This is a genomic window from Micromonospora sp. WMMC250 (genome assembly GCF_027460215.1).
In the GTDB taxonomy this organism is placed as follows: domain Bacteria; phylum Actinomycetota; class Actinomycetes; order Mycobacteriales; family Micromonosporaceae; genus Micromonospora; species Micromonospora taraxaci.
In genome coordinates, this window is the sequence record NZ_JAPZBJ010000002.1 from 5,543,551 (window position 1) to 5,565,044 (window position 21,494).

Consider the following 21,494-nt stretch of genomic DNA (forward strand, 5'->3'; position numbering starts at 1 on the left):
TGACGATCAGGCCAGGTCGGCCAGGCAGGTCCACTGGGAGGCCACCGGCCGGTAGCCCAGCCGGGTGTTGATCGCGAGCATCGGCCCGTTCGCCTCGTCGTTCGAGGTGTACGCGGTCCGAACCCCGTTGGCGGCGGCCCGGTGCAGCGCCGCCGTCTTGGCCAGTCGGGCCAGCCCTCGTCCCCGGTACGTCGGAATGGTGCCGGTGAAGTCCGACCACATCCGGTCTCCGTCCCGCTTCACCAGACTGAAGGCCACGATCCTGCCATCGACCTCGACCACAGCGCTGGACGCCTTGTCCAGACCGAGGTTGTCCCAGGCGTCGTACTGCCAGCTCTCGTAGCTGATCGTGTCGACCGGCACGTCGCTCGGCTCGTCGGCCGCCGCGGCCACGTCCGCCTCGTACAGCAGGCGCGGGTCCAGGTCGGCGATCGGGAGCAGCCGCACGCCCGGGGGCAACGCGGGTAGCGCGGGTGCCGTGTTCAGGTCGAGTGCTGAGTAGCGCACCTCGCGGCTCGGCTCGTACCCGTGCCGGCGGGCGAACGGCAGCGCGTCCGGCAGGACCGTGGCGCGGACCCGGCGGATTCCCAGCGGGCGGAGATGATCGGTGGCGGCGGTCAGCAGGGCCGTGCCGACGCCTCGTCGCCGGTACTGCGGATGTACGTGCAGCATCGAGATGTCGCCGAAGTCCGGCGTGGACGTCCAGCTGGCGCACTGCGCCGACACCCACCCGACCACCTGGGCGTCGACCTCGGCCACGAAGGCCGTCCAGCCCTCCTCGGGTGGTGGCTCGGCGAGCATCTTCCGGGTCGACTCGACCCCGCGCACCAGGTAGGGGTAGACGATCGCCCGCAGGGCCACCACGGCCGGCGCGTCGTCCGGCTGTGCCACACGAATCCGCATGTCAGGCCCCCATCCGTACGGCCGCGACGGCTTCGACCTCGACGAGCTGGTCGGGATAGCCGAGCACGGCCACCCCCAGCAGGGTGCTCGGCGGATCGTGGTCGCCGAAGAAGTCGCGGACCACCCCCCAGACCGTCACCAGGTCCGCCCGGTCGGCCGACGCCACGTAGACGGTGGTCTTGACCACGTCGGTGAGGGTCGCGCCGGCCGCCGCGAGGGCGGTCTCCAGGTTCGCCATCACCTGCCGGGCCTGCGTGGCGTGGTCGCCCGGTGCGACGGTGCGTCCGTCGGCGTCCAGCGGGCACGCGCCGGCGGTGAAGACGAGCCGGGCGGGCGACTCCACGGTGGCGGCGTACGCGTACTCGGCGACGTCGGAGAGAGCGGGAACGTGCAGCAGCGCGACAGGATCCGGCATGCCGGCGAGGCTAGCGACGATCTTTCCTCGGGGCGAAGGATTAACCGGTGCCGGGAACCCTCCTGACCTGTTCGTGGTCGTGATCGCAGACAACGGTGCGGACGTGTCTGCGAATACCTCCCGAGGAGGAGAATGGCGTAAAAGTGCCTAAAACGGGGCAGAGTGTTCTAACTCCCTCTGTCGGAGCGAGAATCGCAATCGCCGAAGGCCCATGGAGGGAAACGTTGCAAGCACTGCTCGTAAGACTCGTCGCAACCGGCGCCACAGCCGGTGCGCTCCTGATCGGGACGGCAGGCGGCGCGCTCGCCCAGCCGACCCAGCCAGCACCTCAGGTCAGCACCATCGACATCAACCCGGGCAACGTCCCCACGACCGCGGCGGCGTTCACCCAGGACTGCGACCCGAACCTCGGCGGTGGCCCGTACCCGGACCAGGACGTGTGGGTGTTCAACCTGCCGGGCAACCCGGAGACCTCCGGTGAGTTCGTCACTGTCACCGGCACCTGGAGCATCCCGAACGACGGCACCGTGACCCGGACGATCCCCACCGACGGCGGGGCGATCGTCAACGACATGGGCACCAGCAAGGCGTGGATCCGGCTGCCCGCCGGTTGGACGTTGACCGACGCCACCGCGGTGATCACCGGTACGGCGGACTTCTTCGTGCTGACCGCCACCTGCGCGGCCAGCGGCCAGCCCACCACCCCGCCGCCCACCAGCCCGCCGCCGACCACCCAGCCGCCGACCAGCGCGCCGCCCACCGCGACCCCGACGAAGAGTCACCTGCCGATCACCGGCACGTCGGCGGGCGGCACCCTGATCCCGATGGCCATCCTCGGTGCTGTCGCGGTGGCGCTCGGCGCCACGCTGATCGCGGTACGACGCCGCCGGGACGCGGAGAGCTGATCGGCTGACGCGCCGCACCGATCCTCGGACCGGACAACGGGGGCCCTTCTCGACGAGGAGGGCCCCCGGGCTACGCCGAGGCTCGGCGGATCAACTCGGTGGGGAGCATGACCCTCTGCTCGATGGTCTCCCCGGCGGCGAGCCGGAGCAGTTGGCGGGTCATGGCGCGGCCGAGTTCCACGATCGGCTGCCGGACGGTGGTCAGCGGCGGCTCGGTGTACGCGGCGGTCTCGATGTCGTCGAAGCCGATCACCGCCACGTCCTCCGGCACCCGCCGGCCGGCCTCGCGCAGCGTTCGCAGGGCGGCGTGTGCCATCAGGTCGGAGGCGGCGAAGACGCCGTCCAGGTCGGGGTGCTCGGTGAGCAGGTGCCGCATCGCCGCCGCCCCGGACTCCCGGGTGAAGTCGCCGACGGCGATCAGCTCGGGCAACCCGGCGTCGGTGACCGTGCTGCGGTAACCGCTGAGCCGTTCGATGCCGGCGACCATGTCCTGCGGCCCGGCGATGGTGGCGATGCGTCGGCGACCACTGTCGATCAGGTGTCGGACGGCTGCGGTCACGCCGGCCACGTGGTCGACGTCGACGTACGGGACCGGCACGTCGCCGAGCGGCCGACCGCTGACCACCACCGGAATGCCGAGGCGGGCCAGTGTGCCGGGCAGCGGGTCGGCGCCGTGCAGCGAGGCGAACAGCACCCCGTCGACGTGCCGGCCGGTGGTGTAGCGCTCGACCCGTTGATGCCCGGCGGGCGAGCCGGCGAGCATCAGCACCAGTTGCTTGTCGGCCGCCTCCAACTCCTGGCTGACGCCCCTGATGATGCCGGGGAACACCTGGTCGTCGGAGAAGACCCGGGTGGCGGCCTCCGGCATGACCAGGGCGACCGAGTCGGTGCGTTGGGTGACCAGGCTGCGGGCGGCGAGGTTGGGCACGTACCCCAACTCGGCGACGGCCCGGGTGACCGCTTCCCGGATCGGCTCGGCGACCGTGGTGGAGCCGTTGACCACCCGGGACACGGTGGCGCGGGACACCCCGGCCCGCGCCGCCACCGCTTCGAGCGTCGGCCGCTGCGCCGTCGTCATCGCGCCTTCCCCCCCCGCTCGTCACAGCCCGTTCCGGGAGATCACCTCCTGGTACCACCGGGCGCTGGCCTTCGGTGTGCGCCGCTGGGTCAGGTAGTCGACGTGCACGATCCCGAACCGCTTGCGGTAACCCTCCGCCCACTCGAAGTTGTCCAGTAATGACCATACGAGATAACCGCGCAGGTCTACGCCCCGGGAGATCGCCTCGTGCGCCGCGCGCAGATGCCCGTCGAGGTAGGCGATGCGATCGGTGTCGATCACCTGGGTCGGCCCGTCGGGCGAGTCGGCGCCGGGCTTGTCGGGGAACGCCCCACCGTTCTCGGTGATGAGCAGCGGCACGCCGGGGTAGTCGGTGGCGATCCGTTCCAGCAGCCGGGTCAGCCCGGCCGGCTCGATCATCCAGCCCATGTCGGTCAGCGGCCCGGTCGGCGGCACGAAGTGCACGGTGCCCTCGGTGCCGGGGTACGCGCTGTTGCCGGCGCCGTCGGGTCGACCTGCCACGTAACCGGGGGCGTAGTAGTTGATGCCGAGCAGGTCGATCGGGGCGGCGATCAGCTTCTCGTCACCGTCGCGGACGAAGGTCGGTTCGACGATCCGGGCCACGTGCTCGCGAACGTCGTCCGGGTAGCCGCCGGCCAGCAGCGGGTCGAGGAAGATCCGGTTGTGCAGGCCGTCGACCAGGCGGACCGCTGCGGCGTCCACCGCGCTCTCCGGGTCGGCCGGGCGTACATCGGCGGGGTTGAGGGTGATGCCGACGCTGCGCGCGCCGGCCGCGCGCAGCGCCCGCGCCGCGAGGCCGTGCCCCAGCAGCAGATGGTGTACGGCGCTGAAGGCCGCCCCCGGGTCCTGCTCGCCGGGGGCGTGTATTCCGTTGGCGTAGCCGAGGTAGGCCGAGCACCACGGCTCGTTGAGGGTGGTCCACGTGTCGATCCGGTCACCGAGGCGGGCGTACACGGCCGTGGCGTACGTGGCGAAGTGCTCGGCGGTGTCCCGGTTGGTCCAGCCGCCCCGGTCACCCAGGGCCTGGGGCAGGTCCCAGTGGTAGAGGGTGACGATCGGGTCGATTCCCCGATCGAGCAGCGCGTCGGTGAGCCGGTCGTAGAAGTCCAGCCCGCGCGGGTTGGCCGGGCCGGTGCCGTCCGGTTGGATCCGGGGCCAGGCGACCGAGAAACGGTACGCCTGCAGGCCCAGCTCGGCCATCAGCGCCACGTCGTCGGCGTACCGGTGGTAGTGGTCGCAGGCGACGTCGCCGGTGTGGCCCTGGTAGACGCGGCCCGGCGTACGGCTGAAGGTGTCCCAGATGGACGGTCCGCGACCGTCGTCGCGGGCCGCGCCCTCGATCTGGTATGCGGCGGTGGCCGCCCCCCAGAGGAAATTGTCAGGGAAAACGAGTTGGTTCACGCCTTGACCGCACCTTCCATGATCCCGCCGATGATCTGCCGGCCGAACAACACGAACACCAACAGCAGGGGCAGCGTCGCGATGGCTGTCCCGGTGAACACCTGCGACATGTCCTGGTAGTACCCGTCCGACAGTGCCCGCAGGGAGAGTTGCACTGTTGGATTCGCCGGATCGTTCAGCACAGCGTACGGCCACAGGAAGTCGTTCCAAGTGGTCATGAACGTGAGCAGGCCGAGGACGGCAGCGGCGGGACGCAGCGCGGGCAGGACGACGTGCCACCAGATCCGGGCGGTGCCGCAGCCGTCCATCCGGGCGGCCTCGATCAGCTCGTCGCTGACCGCCTGGCCGGCGTACTGCCGCATCATGAACACCCCGAAACCGGTGACCAGCGCCGGCACGATGACCGCGGGGAGCCGGTCGTTCCACTCCAGCTTGGTCATCAGCAGATACAGCGGGATCACGCCGAGCTGGGTCGGCACCATCATGGTCGCGATGATGACCAGCAGCAGCGCGTTGCGCCCCCGGAACCGCAGCTTGGCGAAGGCGAACCCGGCCAGGCTGGAGAACAGGACCACGGAGATCGTGACGGTGGTGGCCACGATCGTCGAGTTGATCAGCCCGGTCAGGAAGTACGCGTCGGTGTTGTCGAACAGTCGGGCGATGTTGGCCCCGAGGTTGCCGCCGGGCGTCATCGGTGGCGGCAGTTGCCCCATCGCGTCGCTGGACCGGCTGGCGACCACGAACATCCACCAGATCGGGAAGACCGACAGGCCACCGGCGACGATCAGAGCGAGGTAGGTGAGCGGGCTGGCCCGCCAGAGCCGGCTCATCGGGCCGCTCCCTTCCGGGTTTCGGGGCCCGAGTCGCCGCCGAGGCGGCGGAGGACCAGGACGTTGACCGCCGCGACGATCGCGATGAGCGCGAAGAGCAGCCAGGCCACGGCCGAGCCGTACCCGAAGTTGTAGTGCGGCGCGAAGGCGTTCTCGAACATGTACATGGTCAGCGTCTGCGACTCGCGCATCGGTCCGCCCCGGATCGGGTTGGTGCCGGAGTGGAACAGGCGCGGTTCGGTGAAGAGCTGCAACCCGCCGATGGTGGCGATGATGGCGCAGAAGATGATCGTCGGCTTGAGTAGCGGCACGGTGATGGACCAGAACTGCCGGGCCCGGTTCGCGCCGTCGATCGACGCCGACTCGTACAGGTCGCGGGGGATGGCCTGCATGGCGGCCAGCAGGATCAGCGCGTTGTAGCCGGTCCACCGCCAGTCGACCATGGCGGAGATGGCCACCCAGGAGGCGAACCGGTTGGACTTCCAGCCGATGGCGTCCACCCCGACCATGTCGAGCAGCCAGTTGACCATGCCGAAATCGCGGCCGAAGATCACCCCGAACACGATCGCCACCGCTGCGGTGGACGTGACGTTGGGGACGAGCACTGCCATCCGCCAGGCGGTACGCGCCCGCAGGCCCCGGTTGAGCAGGTTGGCCAGCCAGAGAGCGGCGAGCAACTGCGGCACCGTCGAGATGACGAAGATCCCGAGCGTGTTGACCAGCGCGTGCCAGAAGTCGACGTCGGCCAGCAGCCGGGTGTAGTTCTCCATCCCGACGAAGGGGTGGTCGCTGCCCAGCAGGTCCCAGTCGTGCAGCGACACCCAGAAGGTGTACGCCAGCGGGTAGGCCCCGAAGACGGCGAAGAGCAGGAAGAACGGGGCGATGTAGAGGTACGGCGAGAGCCGGGTGTCGAGCCGGCTGAGGCGACCCGTCGAACGCTTGGGTGCCGGTACGACCGGCGGACGGGCGTCGAGCTGGACGGTCATGCCCGGGAACTCCTTTCCGCCGTGCGGGCGGGACTCCGGTCACCGGAGCCCGCCCGCACGCTGGGTTGGGCTACTTGGCGGCGGCCTTCTTCGCGTTGGTCACCGCGTCGGTCCAGCCCTGCCCCGGGTTGCGCTGGCCGAGTTCGACAGTCCGGACGGCGTTCTCCACCTCGGTGCGGACGGCCTGGTTCTTCGGGCCCATGTAGACCGGCTTGAGGCTCTTCGCGCCGGTTCCGAAGATGGTGCCGACCGGTGCCCCGGAGAAGTACGCGTTGGTCGCGCCGGCGATCGCCGGGTCGTCCAACGCCTGCGGCGAGGAGGGCAGCGGGCCCTTCTCCTTGAACGCCCCGATCTGGCCCTTGGCGCTGGTCAGGAACTTCGCCAGCTCGATCGCCTCGGCCTGGTGCTTGCTCTGCTTGGGCACGGCGAGGTGTGACCCACCCCAGTTGCCGCCGTTGCCGGGCACCCGGGCGATGTCCCACTTGCCCTGGGCGGCCGGGCCGGCGTTGCCCTCGATCACCCCGGTCATCCAGGCGGGGCAGGCGATGGTGGCGAACTTCGACTGCTTGAACGCGGAGACCCACTCCTCGGACCACGAGCCGTACTTGCCGGAGAGGCCCGAGTCGACGATGTCCATCGTGGTGTCCCACGCCTGCCGTACGGCCGGGTTGCTGTCGACGACGAGGTTGTCGCTGGTGTCGTAGTAGCTGTAGCCGGTGGTGTTGCCGGCGGTCTGGAGCAGGATGGTGTTGAAGGTGTTGGTGGCCGCGTCGAGGAATGACGCGCCGGTCTTGGCCGCGACGAACTTCTCGCCGGTGGCGATGTAGTCCTGCCAGGTCGGCCAGAGCTGGGAGACGGCGTCCCGCTCGGTGGGCAGGCCGGCCTTCTCGAAGAGGTCCTTGCGGTAGCAGATGGCGATGCCGCCCACGTCGGTGCCGAGGCCGATGAGCTGCTTGCCGTCGGCGGTCAGCCCGGCGTTCCACTTCCATTCGAGGAAGTTGCCCTTGAGGTCGGCGGCGCCGTGGTCCAGCAGGTTGACGAAGTTGCCGGGGTTCGCCTTGTACTCGACCATCAGCCCTTCCTCGATGGCCACGACGTCGCCGGCGCCCCGGCCGGCGGCGAGCCACTGGGTCAGCTTCGGCGAGTACTCGTCGAGGTTGGTGCCCGTGCCGCGCTCGACGATCTTCACGTCGGGGTTCGCGGCCATGTAGTCCTTGTAGAGCTGCTCGTAGCCGAACTGGCCGAAGACGTCGACGGTGAGGGTGATCGGACCGTCCCCACCCTCTTCGTCACCGCCGCCGCAGCCGGCGGTGACGAGCAGGGCGGTGGTCGCGGCGAGGGCCACCGCGGCGAGGCGGCGGCGCGGGAAGACAGCCATGGGTTTCGACCTCTCTCAAGGTGGTCGGTGGTGATCGATAGGCAAGAGAGCGCTCTCACGACAGGGTGGTGGGCACTCCACCCGGTGTCAAGAGAGCGCTCTCTTTGATATCCCGACGTGACCGACGACGTACGCGAGGGCGCCACCCGTCGATGGGTGACGCCCTCGCGGAGCGGTGGAGCCGGTCAGCCCGTACGCAGACCGTTCAGCAGGTTGGGATCGCCGGCAACGTCCAACGTCTCGAAGCTCACCCGACCCCAGAGAGCCAGCAACAGGTCGCTTGCGGTGCCGCTGACCTGCGCGCGGGCGTGGTGGTCGTCGTGGTCGAAGATGGTCGCCGTGTCGAGCAGCGCCACCCCCTCGCCGCGGAGCCGCAGATACCAGTCCTGGGCCGCGTCGGTCGCGGAGAGCTGCACCACGCCGTGCCAGTCACCCGGCACCTGCCGCCGGCCGGCCGGCAGCCAGGTGTCCAGCACCTCGCTCACCCCGTCGGCCGCGAGCTTCGCCTCGACCGGGTCACCCGCACCGATCGCGAGCTGGGCGTCCCACCGGTGCACAGCCGTCTCGTGCGCCATCCGACGCGGCCAGAAGCCGGCCTTCTTCGGCTGCGGCGCCCAGTTCCAGGCCGGCGCCTCCGGGTCCAGGCCGTCGAACACGGTCAGCAGCCGGTCGTACCCCTGCTGCCAGAGCTGAAGGGGGCTCACGCCCGGCTCCGCCTCAAGGGGGACCCGGCGGGCCGGCTGCGTGGTCGAGCCGGAGCCGACGAACGACGAAACCCAGTGGTAGATGCCGGCGAGGTGCAGTGTGACGTCGTTGACCGTCCAGCCCGGACAGGACAGCACCGGTGTCTCCGGCGGTGCCTCGGCGACCGCCGCCGCGAAGGCCGGGCCCTCCGTCCGGAGCGCTCCGATCCAAAAATCCTTGCTGCCCTGCAGTCTGCTCATCGCCATCCTCCCGGGGGTGCCGGGCGACCAGTGGGTGCCACGGCTATCAGTCAGCCTAAGGTGAAGGGCGTGCCAGACGCCTCCGCCCAGCCGACAACCGCAGCCGATCGTGCCATCCCCGGTCCACTGGCCGGCTACACGACCCTAGGGACGGGTGGAACGCCCGCCCGGATCGTGGCCGCGGACAGCGCCGACGAGATCATCCGGGCGGTCCGGGCCGCGGACGAGCCGGTCCTGATCCTGGCCGGCGGCAGCAACGTGGTCATCGGCGACGACGGCTTCCCCGGCACCGTCGTCCTGGTGCGCTCCCGTGGCCTCCACGTCGTCACGGAGGACGCCGAATCGGTCACCGTACGCGTCGACGCCGGCGAACCGTGGGACGACCTGGTGGCCGCCACCGTCGCCAACGGCTGGGCCGGCCTGGAATGCCTCTCCGGCATCCCCGGCTCGACCGGCGCCACCCCGATCCAGAACGTCGGCGCGTACGGCCAGGAGGTCGCCGAGACGATCACCGGTGTCGAGGTGTACGACCGGGTCGACGGCACCCGCCGGATCATCCCCGCCGCCGAGTGCGGGTTCACCTACCGGGGCAGCATCTTCAAGTACGGGGACCGTTGGGTGGTGCTCTCCGTCGACTTCCAGCTCACCCGGTCTCCGCTCTCCGGGCCGGTGCGCTACGCCGAGCTGGCCAGGGCCCTCGGTGTCGAGGTCGGCGACCAGGTGCCGCTGGCGGACGCTCGGGCGGCGGTGCTGCGACTGCGGGCCGGCAAGGGGATGGTGCTCGACGCCGACGACCCGGACACCCGCTCGGTCGGCTCCTTCTTCACCAATCCGGTGCTCGACGGTGCGACGTACGAGCTGCTCCGGGAACGCGCCGCCGACGTGGGCGACCCTCCCGCCTGGCCCGGGGCCGACGGCATGGTCAAGGTCAGCGCGGCCTGGCTGATCGACAAGGCCGGCTTCACCAAGGGGCACCCCGGGCCGGGCGGCACGGCCATCTCCAGCAAGCACACCCTCGCCCTCACCAACCGCAGCGGCACCGCCCACACCGCCGACCTGCTGGCCCTGGCCCGCGACATCCGCGACGAGGTCCACAACCGCTTCGGCGTGACCCTCCACCCCGAGCCCGTCCTGGTCAACTGCACCCTCTGACCCCCCCGGTTGATCATGGAGTTGTCGTCGCCCGGATCGGCGTGCCGGGACGATGACTTCATGATCAACGCGTCAGGTGGGGGCCACTGACGCCCAGGGGAGGGTGAGCTCGCCCTTACGCCAGCGGGTGGGGCCGTTCAGGATCGGCCAGCCGGTTTCCCGGAGTCGGCCCACAGCCCGCAACCAGCGTTGGCGCGGGCCGAAGGTGGCGTACGGGGCGGCGGCCTGCCAGGCGTCGTCCAGGGCGCGGATCAGGTCGTGCACCGGCTCGCCGGGAACGTTGCGGTGGATCAACGCCTTCGGTAGCCGCTCGGCCAGCTCCGCCGGGCTGCCCAGCGTGGTGAGCTTCGCGGCGAGGGTCAGCGTCCGAGGGCCGTCCGCGTCGATCAACAGCCAAGTGGCGAGCCGGCCCAACTCGTCGCACGTACCCTCGACGAGCGCGCCGCCCGGGGCGAGCGCGCCGGTCATGGTCTGCCAGGCGTGCGGCACCTCGCTCTCGTCGTACTGCCGCAGCACGTTGAACGCGCGGACCAGCACCGGCCGGAGCCCGGCCAGCTCGAACCCACCCCGGGCGAACGTGAGGCCGGGTGGGTCGGCGGCCGGGGCCGCCGCGGCCACCCGGGCCGGATCGATCTCCAACCCCACCAGCCGTACGTCCGGACGAACCCCGGCCGCCAGCCGGGCGCGCAGCTCCACGGCGGTCACCGGCGTGGCGCCGTAGCCCAGGTCGACCACCAGCGGATCGTGCGCCGCCCGCAGTCGATCGGCGCAGGTGGCGACGATCCAGTTGTCCACTCGACGCAGCCGGTTCGGGTTGGTCGTGCCCCGGGTCACCACGCCCAGGGGGCGGCGTCGTGGGGCCCCGCTCATGCGCCCGGCCCCGAGTCAGGAGACCCGGTGCACCTTGTGCTGGGCGGCCTGCGCCCGCGGCCGGACCACCAGCCGGTCGATGTTCACGTGCTCCGGGCGGGTCGCGCACCAGGCGATGCAGTCGGCGACGTCCTCGGCGACCAGCGGCCCTGGCACCCCGGCGTAGACGGCCGCTGCCCGCTCCGCGTCGCCCTCGAAGCGAACCAACCCGAACTCTTCGGTCTTCACCATGCCCGGGTCGATCTCGATCACCCGCAGCGGCCGGCCGCACAACTCCAGGCGGAGCGTGCCGGCGATGGCGGTCTGCGCGTGCTTCGCCGCCGTGTAGCCACCCCCGCCCTCGTAGACGGTCAGGCCGGCGGTGGAGGAGACCACCACGATGGTGCCCGAGCCGGACGCCTCCAACGCCGGCAGCAGCGCCTGGGTGACCCGCAGCGTGCCGAGCACGTTGACGTCGTACATCCACTGCCAGTCGGCGACCGAGCCGGACTCCACCGGGTCCAGTCCGCGCGCCCCGCCGGCGTTGTTGACCAGCAGGGTGACCGGCCCGGGTGCCTGGGCGGCGGCCTCGGCCAACGCGGCCACCGACTCGTCCGAGGTGATGTCGCAGGTCACGGCGGTGGCCTGCCCGCCGGCGGCGGTGATCTCGGCGACGAGGTCGGTGAGCCGATCGGCTCGGCGGGCGGCGGCGAGCACGTGGAAGCCCTCGGCGGCGAGCCGGCGGGCGGTGGCCGCGCCGATGCCGCTGGACGCTCCGGTGACGATGGCGACAGAGGTCATACCGGCATTGTCCCCCCGGCCACACGACCCGCCCCGACCGGGCGTGCGGCAGCCATCGACGGCGTCCGGTGATGAGGTCCGTCACGCGCGGGGGCCGCGCTGGGGAATTTCCGATGCCCGATGGGGAAGATGACATCCGGCGTACAGGTTGACCGAGAAGCGCCGGTCGTGCGAGACGGCATCAACCGTGAAGAAGGAGCGGATGTGGCGGATATGCACACCGGTGTCGGGCGGCAACGAGGTGCCCGACCGTGGCCCCGGCCCCGCCGCATCGCCACCCTCTCGGTGCACACCTCCCCCCTGCACCAGCCCGGCACGGGCGACGCCGGTGGGATGAACGTCTACATCCTCGAAGTGGCCCGGCGACTCGCCGAGGCCAACGTCGAGGTCGAGATCTTCACCCGGGCCACCTCCGGTGACCTTCCCCCGGTGGTCGAGATGGCACCCGGCGTGCAGGTCCGGCACATCACCTCCGGCCCCCTGGAGGGCCTCACCAAGGAGGAGCTACCCGGGCAGCTCTGCGCCTTCACCGCCGGGGTGCTGCGTGCCGAGGCGTCGCGCCCGCCCGGGCACTACGACCTGATCCACTCCCACTACTGGCTGTCCGGCCAGGTCGGCTGGCTGGCCAAGGAGCGGTGGGGGGTGCCACTGGTGCACACCGCGCACACCCTCGCGAAGGTCAAGAACGCTCAGCTCGCGGCCGGTGACCGGCCGGAGCCGAAGGCCCGCGTCATCGGCGAGGAGCAGGTCGTCGCCGAGGCCGACCGGCTGGTCGCCAACACCCGGGTCGAGGCCAGCGACCTCCTCGCCCGCTACGACGCCGACCCGACTCGGGTGTCCGTCGTACAACCGGGAGTCGACCTGGACCGGTTCCGGCCCGCGCCGGGCGAGCGGTCGGCGGCTGCCCGCGAGGCCCGCCGTCGGCTGGGGCTTCCTGCCGACGGGTACGTGGTCGCCTTCGTCGGCCGGATCCAGCCGCTCAAGGCCCCCGACGTGTTGATCCGCGCGGTTGCCGCCCTGCGTGAACGCGACCCGGCACTCGCCGACCAGGTGACAGTGGTCATCTGCGGCGGTCCCAGCGGAAGTGGACTGGACCGGCCGACAGCGCTGATCGAGCTGGCCGCCACGCTCGGGGTCGCCGACGGGGTGCGGTTCCTGCCACCGCTCACCGGTGACGACCTGCCGGCGCTGTACCGGGCAGCCGACCTGGTCGCGGTGCCGTCGCACAACGAATCGTTCGGGCTGGTCGCGCTTGAGGCGCAGGCCTGCGGTACGCCGGTGCTGGCCGCCGCCGTCGGAGGACTGGTCACGGCTGTGCGGGATCAGGTCAGCGGCGTACTCATCGACGGCCATGACCCGGTCGACTGGGCCCGCGCGCTGGGCCACCTCCTGCCGGACCGGGCCCGCCGGGCGGCACTGGCCCACGGCGCCGCGCAGCACGCCCGCCACTTCTCCTGGGACCGCACCGTCACCGGTCTGCTCGATGTGTACGGCGAGGCCATCGCCGCGCACCGCGCTCGACTCGCGGCTGACCTGGCGGGTGGTCCCGCGCTCTCCTGCTCCTGGTGACCCCGGGCGTCGGTCGCCGACAGGTGCGCCGGCCGCGTCGGTCGTAGAGTGGGTCCGGTGAGCCCGAAGAGCGATCTTGCGACCCTGATCGAGTCGGTCTGCGCCGAGCGGGATCTGGCCTGGGAGTCGACCGGCCCCGACTCGTACGCGGTGACCCTGCCGGGCACCCACAAGCTCAAGACGGTCTGCAACCTGATCGTCGGTGAGCACGCGCTGCGGATCGAGGCGTTCGTGATGCGCCAGCCCGACGAGCGGCGCGAGGAGTTGTGGGCCTGGCTGTTGCAGCGCAACGCGCGCATGTACGGCGTCTCCTTCTCCACCGACGCCGTCGGCGACGTCTACCTGACCGGGCGGGTCAACCCGGCCGGGGTGGACGCCGACGAGTTGGACCGGCTGCTCGGGTCGGTGCTCACGTACGCCGACGAGTCGTTCGACACGATGCTGGAGATCGGCTTCGGCAGCTCGATCCGACGCGAGTACGAGTGGCGGGTCAAGCGCGGCGAGTCGACCGCCAACCTGGCCGCGTTCGCGCATCTCTTCGAGCCCTCCGGCGCCGGCCCGGACCCGGCCTGACGGCTCGCCCGGCGCCGCGCCGCGCCCTGTGCCTTGCGCCTAGCGCCGTTTCCCATGATCGTGCCCGAACCAGGAACCGCGCACACGGCGCAGGCTTCGCGCACACCCAGGGACGCCCTGGGCGTGTCACCCCGCACCGTGCTGCGCTTGTGGGTTGATCCACTCCGTTTCGCCGAAGTCGGGGTGTCCCCGGCGTTCGGATACCGCGATATCGGTGAACCCGTGTGGATCAAGGCGGTGCTGGTTCGCTCGGCTGGGGCATTTCGGCAGGGCGGGTGCGTAGCAGCGCGCTGGTGGCCGGGGCGGGTGCAGCACGATCATGGCGAGCCGGCAGAGGTTCGGACTGCTCCTGACGGGTATGCCGCACCGCGCGGTGCGGCAAGGGACCCCCGCGCGCCGAGGACGGAGTGTCGAGGAGCGGAGCGTCCCATGGCTCAGCGGAACAGCTCAGGTCGCGGCGGGACTGCGACCAGGACGAAGCGGCAGGCCGGCAACCAGACGCCGGGTACCCCAGGGGTCTCCGAGTCGGAGATCTCCCGAATGCGGGTGGACGACATCCGCGGGCAGCTACGCAAACGCGGGGTCTCCGGGATCTCCGCGCTGCGCAAGCCCGAGTTGGTGAAACAGTTGGTCCGCTCGCTGCGTTCCGGTGCTTCTGGTGCGGCCCGGCGCAGTACCGGACCGGCTGGTCGGGCCACCGGCACCAGGGCGTCGGCCGGTCGGGCCGCCGCGACGAAGAAGTCGGCGTCGAGGGCGGCACCTGGTCGCGCCAAGGCCGCGCCGGCGAACAAGAGCGCACCCGCCAAGCGGGCCGCCGCGAAGAAGACGACCGCCGCGAAGAGGGTGACGTCAGCGCGGGTGTCGACAGGCGGGGCGCGCAAGACCGCGCCCGCGAAGAAGACGACAGCGGCGAGCAGGCCGACCGCCGCGCGCAAGACAGCGACGGCGAGCAAGTCGACGGCCGCCCGCAAGACGACGGCCGCGCGCACGACAGCGACGGCCCGTACGACGTCGGCCCGGAAGGCGGCCTCCGCGCGGAAGGCGGCGGCGAAGAAGGCGCCGGCCAAGAAGGCACCGGCCAAGAAGGCGTCGGCGCGGCCGGCGGCGAAGCGTGCGGCACCTGCCAAGCGCACCGCGCCTCCGTCGGCGGCGGCCGGCGGGATCCGGACCGGACGGGGGACCGGGCGATCGGTCCGAAGCTCGCAGGTGATCTCGTCGACGATGGATCGGCCGGAGCGGCCCGGGCGAAGCCTGATCACCGCGAATCACGAGGTGATCCAGCGGTGGGCCCGGGCTCGGGGTGCCAAGCCGGCGACCATCGCCGGCACCGAGCGGGATGGCCGGGCGGGTGTGTTGACCTTCAACATCCCCGGATACCGGGAAAGCAGCCGAATCCGTGAGATCACCTGGGATGAGTGGTTCTACACCTTCGACCTGCGCCGGCTGAACCTGATTTATCAGGAACAGTTGCGGGACGGGCGGCCGAGCAACTTCTTCCGGACCGAGTCACCCGATCGGGAAGACGGATGAGGTGTTTGCGGGAATGGCTGGCGGGTACGCGGCTGTTGCCAAAGACCGAGGCCGGAGCAGCGGATACTCGTCAGTTGTGACCGGCGAGACAGCCGTTCTGGGTTGAATCCAGAATCCGGGCGAACTAGCTTTATTGCGCCGCGTCACGCTTGGAAACGTTCGGGGGAGCGGCGGATCGATCAGATCCGTGCACCAGGCGAGACGCGAGGGGACGGGTGGATTAGCCGTTGGGGGACGGTGACCACCTGTTTGGACCGGCGGCGTGAGCGGGCGATGCTTACGGGGGTGAGTGTTGCCCGCCGCCGCCGGCCCCACCGGCGGGTGCCCACCACAACCTTCGGGTAGTGGTGGGCGCTTTGCGTTGTTACGGCAATTACGACGCCGATATCCGGTCTGCGGTTGTGGTTGGCTCCGCGGCTTTCTGAAGTGCGGCGACGTGCCGTTCCCGGGGCGGTCCGGCCAGCAGGTGCCCGAGGGCGGCCAGCAGGCCCAGCCCACCCACGATCAGCCAGTGCTTGTCGCCGAGGTGTTCGAGGCTCACCCCGCCGAGGGTGGGGGCGACGAATGCGGCGGCCGGGAACGTCAGGTAGAAGACCGACTGGTAGCGCGCCCGTAGTTGCGGCGGTGCCAGGTCGGCGTTGATCTGCGCGTTGGGCGGTGCGGCGATCATCGAGCCCACCGTCCAGACCACCGCGGCACCCAGGTAGACAGCCAGCTCGTCGGCGACGGCGAGCACGCCGAAGCCGAGCGCCAGCAGCGCGGTGGAGGTGGCCAGCACGACGTCCTTGCGGTGTCGGTCGATCAGCCGGGGTACGAACAGTTGCCCGATCACGATCAGCGCGCCGCCGAGCGCCACCACCAGCCCGTACGCCGATGGGCCCAGACCGTCCGCGCGCATGGCCAGCGGCATGATCGTCGAGGTCTGCATGGTGAGTACGGCCAGGACGAAGGTGAGCCCGACGAAGACCAGGAAGGTGCGGTCGGTGAGGGCCGTGTGCAGCCCTGGTCGGCGGGTCCGGAGGGACCTCGGTGCCGGACGGGCGGCGAGTGTCTGGTCGGCTGGCGACGTGGCCAGGCGTAGGGTCTCCGGCACCTTCCAGCCGATGACGGCGGCGGCGGTCAGCGTGGCGGCGGCGTCGACCAGGAACAGGGCGGTGAAGCTCGCCTCGGCCAGCACCCCGGCGAGCAACGAGGCGACAGCCATTCCCAGGTTGAACGCCCAGAACTGGAGGTTGAACGCGCGCGAGCGGCGTTCGGCGGGCACCACGTCGACGATCGCCGCGACGAAGGCCGGACTGGGCATCGAGTGGACCACGCCGACCAGCGCGGAGAGCACCGCGATGAGGAGGAGGGACTGGCTGAAGGCGAGCGCCACCATGAGTGCGGCAGTCGTCAGGTGCGCGGCGAGGAGAGTCGCCCGTCGGCCCCATCGGTCGGCCAACACCCCGCCGAGCAGCACACCTGCCGCGCCGCCGGCCCCGTACAGGCCGACGACTGTGCCGGCGAGCCCGACGCTCGCTTCGCGTACGTCGGTGAGGTAGAGCGAGAGGAACAGCATGGCGAAGGCGCCGGCCCGGTTGATCAGTAGGCCGAACCAGAGATACCAGAAGGTGGCGGGGAGCCCGCCCGCGGTGTCGTGCCACCAGCGCCGCACGGCGTGCAACCGTCCTCCCGACAGTTCAGTTTCTTAACCGTTTCCTCTGCACGGTAGAAAACTCGAGCCGCGTCGCGCCAGTCCAGGTCTGATCTTCGGGCATGTCGTCAGGCGACGGCCTTGGCGGGCTGGGTTCCCCGGTCGGCCGTGACCGGCGCCAGCGCTTCGCCGGAGCGACGTAGCTCGGTGGCGCGCCGCTCCCGGGCCGGCCCGGACACCAGGTGGGCCACAGCGGTCAGGGCGCCCAGCGCGGCGCAGCCGTACCAGAGCGCGTCGTTGCCGGCATGCTCGCGTACCAGGCCGCCCAGGATCGGCGCGCTGGCTCCGGCGATCTGCCAGGAGAGGGAGAACACGCCCTGGTAGCGACCGCGCAGCTCGGCCGGGGACAGCTCGGCGATCAGCGTGGAGTTGGACGGCGAGTTCAGCATCTCGCCGACCGTCCAGATCAGCACCGTCAACCCGTAGAACCAGGCCGTGCCGGCGAACGCCGTCAGCCCGAACCCGACGCCCATCACCACGGACGCCAGGGCCAGCACGTGTGAGCGGCTCCGACCCCGGATCAGTCGGGGTACGAAGAGCTGGCCGACCACGATGAGGATGCCGTTGAGCGCGATGACCGAGCCGTAGGTGGCGGGGCTCAGGCCGTCGTCGCCCATCGCGATCGGCAGCATCGAGATGTGCTGGAGGAAGACCAGCGCGGCGAACAGGTTGAGTGCCACGAAGCCGAGGTAGACCCGGTCGGTGAGGATCGTGCGCAGGGCTCCGCGCGAGACCTTCGACGCGGTGGCGGAGGACGCGCCGGACTGTCGGGTCTCCGGCACCTTGACGAAGATGATCAGCGCGGTGACCAGCATGGTGCCGGCGTCGACCACGAACAGCAGCAGATAATCCGCCTGCGCGGCGAGACCGGCGAGGACGGCGGCGCAGGCGAAGCCCAGGTTGATGGCCCAGTAGTTGAGCGAGAACGCGCGCAGCCGGTCCTTCGCCGGCACCACGTCGATCATCATCGCGCCGAACGCGGGCCGGGCCGCCTCGGCGAACATGCCGAGCAGCAGAGCGCCCAGCGCCACCGCCCAGAGGTCCCGGGCCAGTCCGAGCGCGAGCATCATGGCGGCGGCGCCCACGTGTGCGGTGAGCAGCGTCGGTCGCCGTCCCCACCGGTCGGCGAGGGTGCCGCCCGCTGTGGTGCCGAACGCCCCGCCGACGCCCCACAGGCCGATCACCAGCCCGGCCTGGGAGGCGGAGAAGCCACGTTCCTGGGTCAGGTAGATGGCGAGGAAGACGAGGACGAACGAGCCGAGTCGGTTGATCAGGGTCCCTGACCACAGGTACCAGAAGGTGGTCGGTAGGCCGCCGGTGGTGTCCCGGAACCAACTCCGCATCGTCCGCATATGGCGCCCCGTTTGCATGTAATGACCGATGTGACTGCCGTGCCTTACAACCCTAGTGGCGGGCGGAGCCGCTGGTCATCCGCATTTTCACGTGGTGGTCGTCACGACGGGTGCCCGCGTGTCCACTCGCCGGTTGAGGCAGGATGATCCGCATGACTGCGAGCGAAGGGCCCACCGTCGGGACGCTGGTCCTGCTGCGACACGGTGAGAGCGACTGGAATGCCAAGAACCTCTTCACCGGCTGGGTGGACGTCGACCTGACCGAGAAGGGCGAGGGCGAGGCGAGGCGCGGCGGCGAGCTGCTGCGCGAGCACAGCCTGCTGCCGGATGTCGTGCACACCAGCGTGATGCGCCGGGCGATCCGCACCGCCGAGCTGGCGCTCAACGCCGCCGACCGGCACTGGATCGCCGTGCGCCGGTCGTGGCGGCTCAACGAGCGGCACTACGGCGCCCTGCAGGGCAAGAACAAGAAGCAGACCCTCGACGAGTACGGCGAGGAGCAGTTCATGCTCTGGCGCCGGTCGTACGACACGCCGCCGCCGCCGATCGACGACAACGACGAGTGGTCGCAGGTGGGCGACCCCCGTTACGCGCTGCTGCCGACCGAGCTGATGCCCCGGACGGAGTGCCTCAAGGACGTCGTCGACCGGATGCTGCCCTACTGGTACGACTCGATCGTGCCGGACATCCTGGCCGGGCGGACGGTGCTGGTGGCCGCGCACGGCAACTCGCTGCGCGCTCTGGTCAAGCACCTCGACCAGATCTCCGACGAGGCGATCGCCAAGCTGAACATCCCGACGGGCATCCCGCTGCGCTACGACCTCGACCCGCAGCTGCGTCCGCTCAGCCTGGGCGGCACGTACCTCGACCCGACGGCGGCGAAGGAAGCCGCCGCCGCGGTCGCCAACCAGGGCCGCTGACCACGAAGAAGAAGGGCCCCCGCATCGCGGGGGCCCTTCTTCTTCGCGTCAGTTGGTGCTGGTGGGGCTGCTCTCTCCGGTGATCAGGTACACCACGTGCTCGCCGGCGTTGACCGCGTGGTCGGCGAAGCGCTCGTAGAAGCGACCCAGCAGGGTGGCGTCGATGGCGGTCTCCACCCCGTACGGCCAGTCGTCGCCGAGCAGCACCGCGAACAGGTTCTTGTGCAGCTCGTCCATGGCGTCGTCGTCACCGTCCAGCTCGCTGGCGAGGTCGGCGTCGGGCTTCGCCAGCACCGACCCGATCTTCACGGCCATCCTGTCGGCGATCTCGGACATCTCGGTGAAGACCGCCCGCAGCTCGGCCGGGACGGCCGGCGAGGGGTGCCGACGTAGCGCGGTCTTCGCCACGTGCTCGGCCAGGTCGCCCATCCGCTCCAGGTCAGCGGCCACGTGCAGCGCGGTGATCATCGCGCGGAGGTCGGAGGCGACCGGCGCCTGTCGGGCGAGCAGGTCACAGACCCGCTCCTCGACGTGCCGGTAGAGGTCGTCGATCTCGGCGTCCCGCTCGATGACCGTCTCGGCGGACTGCCGGTCGGCGGTGAGCAGGGCCCGGGTGGCCTGGCGCATGGCGGCGCGGACGCCCTCCGCCATGTCCACCAGCAGTTGGCTGACGATCTGGAGGTCGGCCCGGAACTCGTCGCGCATCATCACGTCCTGTGGTCGGTCGCCGCCGACGGGTGCCGGCGCAGGGGGTTGAGCAGGTGTGACGCCAACGGTAGGTCGCGCGGACGGACCCGGGATGAACCACGGTGAACGACGCCAGACGCACTGGTGAACACTTTCGGAAGCGAGGGTAGTTCGTCCCGATCTGTGTGGTAGCCAGGTTAACAATGCCCCTACGATCGCCGGGTGGAGTGGGCGGTGGCGGTCGTGGTGGCCGTGGCGTTGGTGGCCGGGATGGCCGCCGGTTTCCTGCTGCCCCGGTTCCTGCCCGTGCGGGACGGTCGCTCCACGTCGACGGGCAGCGTGGGCTCCCGCTGGAGCAGGGGGAGGCCCGCGATAGCCGACGAGCAGCAGACCGGGCTCGGCCGTCGGACGATCGACTCGCTCCGCGCCGGTGTCGTGGTACTCGACAACGACGACGTTCCCGTGCTGATCAATCCGGCTGCCCGCGCGATGGGGCTCCTGCGCACCGGCAGCACCCCCGGCTCGATCGCCGCGCACCCGCTGATCCGTACCCTCGCCGGTCAGGTGCGACGCACCGGCGTGCGGCGCGAGATCGAGCTGGACCTGCCCCGAGGTCGCGACGGCGCGGGGGAGAACCCGCTGGGCGTGCACCTACGGGCGATGGGCATCGGCAACGGCTTCATCGCGGTCGAGGCGGTCGACGTGACCGAGTCGCACCGCCTGACCCGCGTACGCCGCGACTTCGTGGCCAACGTCAGCCACGAGCTCAAGACCCCGATCGGGGCGCTCCAACTACTCGCCGAGGCGTTGCTGGACGCGACCGAGCCAGCCGACGCCGCAGCGCCCGACCTCTCCGAGGACCTGGTCGCAGCCCGCCGGTTCGCCGAACGAATCCAGCACGAGTCGACCCGGCTGGGCCGGCTGGTGCAGGAGTTGCTGGAGCTGACCCGGTTGCAGGGGGCTGAGCCGCAACCGCCACCGGAGCCGGTCGCGCTGGACTGGGTGATCGCCGAGGTGGTCGATCGGACCCGCACCACGGCCTCCGCCCGGGGGGTCGAGGTGACCGTCGACGGTGAGCGTGGCCTCACCGCGTACGGAAGCGACTCCCAACTCGCCACGGCGGTGGCGAACCTGGTGGAGAACGCCATCAACTACTCGGGCGAGGACACCACGGTCCGGGTCACCCTCCGAGGCGACGAGGAACACGTCGAGGTCGCCGTCGCTGACCAGGGCATCGGCATCGCCCCGACGGACGTGGACCGGATCTTCGAGCGGTTCTACCGAGCCGACCAGGCCCGCTCCCGTGCCACCGGCGGCACCGGGCTCGGACTGGCGATCGTGAAACACATCGCGAGCAACCATGGCGGACGGGTCGAGGTGTCGAGCACTCTTGGTGGTGGGTCGACGTTCACCCTCCGGCTGCCCGCCAGTCCACCGGACGACCTTCTGGCGACACTGCCGCCGGTTGGGATCGACTCCGGTCCGGCTGGGCTACGGCAGGTCTGACAGCAATGGAAAGGAAATCCCC

The 21,494-nt window shown here is 70.8% G+C and carries 20 protein-coding genes; 7 read left to right on the forward strand and 13 right to left on the reverse strand.

Features of this window, described 5'->3' with window-relative positions:
• Window positions 1-6 precede the first annotated feature (6 nt).
• Window positions 7-903 carry a GNAT family N-acetyltransferase gene (locus O3438_RS25045; protein ID WP_269682179.1) on the reverse strand — a complete coding sequence of 299 codons (897 nt, stop codon included), beginning with the start codon at window positions 901-903 and terminating at the stop codon, window positions 7-9.
• A gap of 1 nt (window position 904) precedes the next feature.
• A complete protein-coding gene (locus O3438_RS25050; RefSeq protein ID WP_269682180.1) occupies window positions 905-1,318 on the reverse strand; it encodes a RidA family protein in 414 nt (137 codons plus the stop codon).
• 224 nt (window positions 1,319-1,542) lie between these two features.
• On the opposite strand from O3438_RS25050, the gene O3438_RS25055 reads away from it, so the two are divergent.
• The gene (locus O3438_RS25055) at window positions 1,543-2,223 is read left to right on the forward strand and encodes a hypothetical protein (protein WP_269682181.1); all 681 of its coding nucleotides are present in this window, start codon (window positions 1,543-1,545) and stop codon (window positions 2,221-2,223) included.
• Window positions 2,224-2,293: 70 nt separating this feature from the next.
• On the opposite strand, the gene O3438_RS25060 is transcribed toward O3438_RS25055, so the two are convergent.
• The 6 genes from O3438_RS25060 to O3438_RS25085 form a co-directional block, all read right to left on the reverse strand.
• On the reverse strand, window positions 2,294-3,301 hold the full coding sequence (locus O3438_RS25060; RefSeq protein WP_269682182.1) for a LacI family DNA-binding transcriptional regulator: 1,008 nt from the start codon (window positions 3,299-3,301) through the stop codon (window positions 2,294-2,296).
• Between the two features lie 21 nt (window positions 3,302-3,322).
• A complete protein-coding gene (locus O3438_RS25065) occupies window positions 3,323-4,702 on the reverse strand; it encodes a GH1 family beta-glucosidase (protein ID WP_269682183.1) in 1,380 nt (459 codons plus the stop codon).
• Window positions 4,699-5,532 carry a carbohydrate ABC transporter permease gene (locus tag O3438_RS25070; protein ID WP_145778754.1) on the reverse strand — a complete coding sequence of 278 codons (834 nt, stop codon included), beginning with the start codon at window positions 5,530-5,532 and terminating at the stop codon, window positions 4,699-4,701. The genes O3438_RS25065 and O3438_RS25070 overlap by 4 nt, the downstream gene beginning before the upstream one ends.
• On the reverse strand, window positions 5,529-6,518 hold the full coding sequence (locus O3438_RS25075) for a carbohydrate ABC transporter permease (protein ID WP_269682184.1): 990 nt from the start codon (window positions 6,516-6,518) through the stop codon (window positions 5,529-5,531). Before O3438_RS25075 ends, O3438_RS25070 begins: the two co-directional genes overlap by 4 nt.
• A 70-nt stretch (window positions 6,519-6,588) precedes the next feature.
• Window positions 6,589-7,896, reverse strand: a complete 1,308-nt coding sequence (locus tag O3438_RS25080) for an ABC transporter substrate-binding protein (protein WP_269682185.1) — start codon at window positions 7,894-7,896, stop codon at window positions 6,589-6,591.
• 185 nt (window positions 7,897-8,081) lie between these two features.
• Entirely contained in the window at window positions 8,082-8,840 is a 759-nt protein-coding gene (locus tag O3438_RS25085; RefSeq protein ID WP_269682186.1) for a maleylpyruvate isomerase family mycothiol-dependent enzyme, read from the reverse strand.
• A 69-nt stretch (window positions 8,841-8,909) separates the two neighbouring features.
• Between O3438_RS25085 and O3438_RS25090 the strand changes: the two genes are divergently transcribed.
• A complete protein-coding gene (locus tag O3438_RS25090) occupies window positions 8,910-9,992 on the forward strand; it encodes a UDP-N-acetylmuramate dehydrogenase (RefSeq protein ID WP_269682187.1) in 1,083 nt (360 codons plus the stop codon).
• A gap of 72 nt (window positions 9,993-10,064) precedes the next feature.
• On the opposite strand, the gene O3438_RS25095 is transcribed toward O3438_RS25090, so the two are convergent.
• Together O3438_RS25095 and O3438_RS25100 are read right to left on the reverse strand one after the other, a co-directional pair.
• Complete coding sequence (locus tag O3438_RS25095) at window positions 10,065-10,862, reverse strand: class I SAM-dependent methyltransferase (RefSeq protein WP_269682188.1); 798 nt, start codon at window positions 10,860-10,862, stop codon at window positions 10,065-10,067.
• Between the two features lie 15 nt (window positions 10,863-10,877).
• Window positions 10,878-11,642, reverse strand: coding sequence for an SDR family oxidoreductase (locus tag O3438_RS25100; RefSeq protein ID WP_269682189.1), 765 nt, complete (start codon window positions 11,640-11,642; stop codon window positions 10,878-10,880).
• Between the two features lie 204 nt (window positions 11,643-11,846).
• Here O3438_RS25100 and mshA point away from each other — a divergent pair, with 204 nt between their 5' ends.
• The 3 genes from mshA (at window position 11,847) to O3438_RS34215 (ending at window position 15,314) form a co-directional block, all read left to right on the forward strand.
• Window positions 11,847-13,211, forward strand: a complete 1,365-nt coding sequence (gene mshA, locus O3438_RS25105) for a D-inositol-3-phosphate glycosyltransferase (protein WP_442929654.1) — start codon at window positions 11,847-11,849, stop codon at window positions 13,209-13,211.
• Between the two features lie 57 nt (window positions 13,212-13,268).
• Window positions 13,269-13,784, forward strand: a complete 516-nt coding sequence (locus tag O3438_RS25110; protein ID WP_145778762.1) for a YbjN domain-containing protein — start codon at window positions 13,269-13,271, stop codon at window positions 13,782-13,784.
• 639 nt (window positions 13,785-14,423) lie between these two features.
• Window positions 14,424-15,314, forward strand: coding sequence for a hypothetical protein (locus O3438_RS34215; RefSeq protein ID WP_442929740.1), 891 nt, complete (start codon window positions 14,424-14,426; stop codon window positions 15,312-15,314).
• Between the two features lie 373 nt (window positions 15,315-15,687).
• Here O3438_RS34215 and O3438_RS25125 read toward each other — a convergent pair whose 3' ends face one another.
• Window positions 15,688-16,977, reverse strand: coding sequence for an MFS transporter (locus O3438_RS25125; RefSeq protein ID WP_269682192.1), 1,290 nt, complete (start codon window positions 16,975-16,977; stop codon window positions 15,688-15,690).
• A gap of 98 nt (window positions 16,978-17,075) precedes the next feature.
• The gene (locus O3438_RS25130) at window positions 17,076-18,359 is read right to left on the reverse strand and encodes an MDR family MFS transporter (protein WP_269682193.1); all 1,284 of its coding nucleotides are present in this window, start codon (window positions 18,357-18,359) and stop codon (window positions 17,076-17,078) included.
• 152 nt (window positions 18,360-18,511) lie between these two features.
• On the opposite strand from O3438_RS25130, the gene O3438_RS25135 reads away from it, so the two are divergent.
• Complete coding sequence (locus tag O3438_RS25135; RefSeq protein ID WP_088987447.1) at window positions 18,512-19,279, forward strand: phosphoglyceromutase; 768 nt, start codon at window positions 18,512-18,514, stop codon at window positions 19,277-19,279.
• A gap of 48 nt (window positions 19,280-19,327) precedes the next feature.
• On the opposite strand, the gene phoU is transcribed toward O3438_RS25135, so the two are convergent.
• Complete coding sequence (gene phoU / locus O3438_RS25140; protein WP_145778766.1) at window positions 19,328-19,984, reverse strand: phosphate signaling complex protein PhoU; 657 nt, start codon at window positions 19,982-19,984, stop codon at window positions 19,328-19,330.
• A 204-nt stretch (window positions 19,985-20,188) separates the two neighbouring features.
• Here phoU and O3438_RS25145 point away from each other — a divergent pair, with 204 nt between their 5' ends.
• A complete protein-coding gene (locus O3438_RS25145) occupies window positions 20,189-21,472 on the forward strand; it encodes a sensor histidine kinase (protein ID WP_269682194.1) in 1,284 nt (427 codons plus the stop codon).
• Window positions 21,473-21,494: the final 22 nt, after the last annotated feature.

Coding starts and splice junctions, on each gene's coding strand:
- O3438_RS25045 (WP_269682179.1), bottom strand. CDS start 903: ATGCGGATTCGTGTGGCACAGCCGGACGACGCGCCGGCCGTGGTGGCC.
- O3438_RS25050 (WP_269682180.1), bottom strand. CDS start 1,318: ATGCCGGATCCTGTCGCGCTGCTGCACGTTCCCGCTCTCTCCGACGTC.
- O3438_RS25060 (WP_269682182.1), bottom strand. CDS start 3,301: ATGACGACGGCGCAGCGGCCGACGCTCGAAGCGGTGGCGGCGCGGGCC.
- O3438_RS25070 (WP_145778754.1), bottom strand. CDS start 5,532: ATGAGCCGGCTCTGGCGGGCCAGCCCGCTCACCTACCTCGCTCTGATC.
- O3438_RS25075 (WP_269682184.1), bottom strand. CDS start 6,518: ATGACCGTCCAGCTCGACGCCCGTCCGCCGGTCGTACCGGCACCCAAG.
- O3438_RS25080 (WP_269682185.1), bottom strand. CDS start 7,896: ATGGCTGTCTTCCCGCGCCGCCGCCTCGCCGCGGTGGCCCTCGCCGCG.
- O3438_RS25085 (WP_269682186.1), bottom strand. CDS start 8,840: ATGAGCAGACTGCAGGGCAGCAAGGATTTTTGGATCGGAGCGCTCCGG.
- O3438_RS25095 (WP_269682188.1), bottom strand. CDS start 10,862: ATGAGCGGGGCCCCACGACGCCGCCCCCTGGGCGTGGTGACCCGGGGC.
- O3438_RS25100 (WP_269682189.1), bottom strand. CDS start 11,642: ATGACCTCTGTCGCCATCGTCACCGGAGCGTCCAGCGGCATCGGCGCG.
- O3438_RS25130 (WP_269682193.1), bottom strand. CDS start 18,359: ATGCGGACGATGCGGAGTTGGTTCCGGGACACCACCGGCGGCCTACCG.
- O3438_RS25135 (WP_088987447.1), top strand. CDS start 18,512: ATGACTGCGAGCGAAGGGCCCACCGTCGGGACGCTGGTCCTGCTGCGA.
- phoU (WP_145778766.1), bottom strand. CDS start 19,984: ATGCGCGACGAGTTCCGGGCCGACCTCCAGATCGTCAGCCAACTGCTG.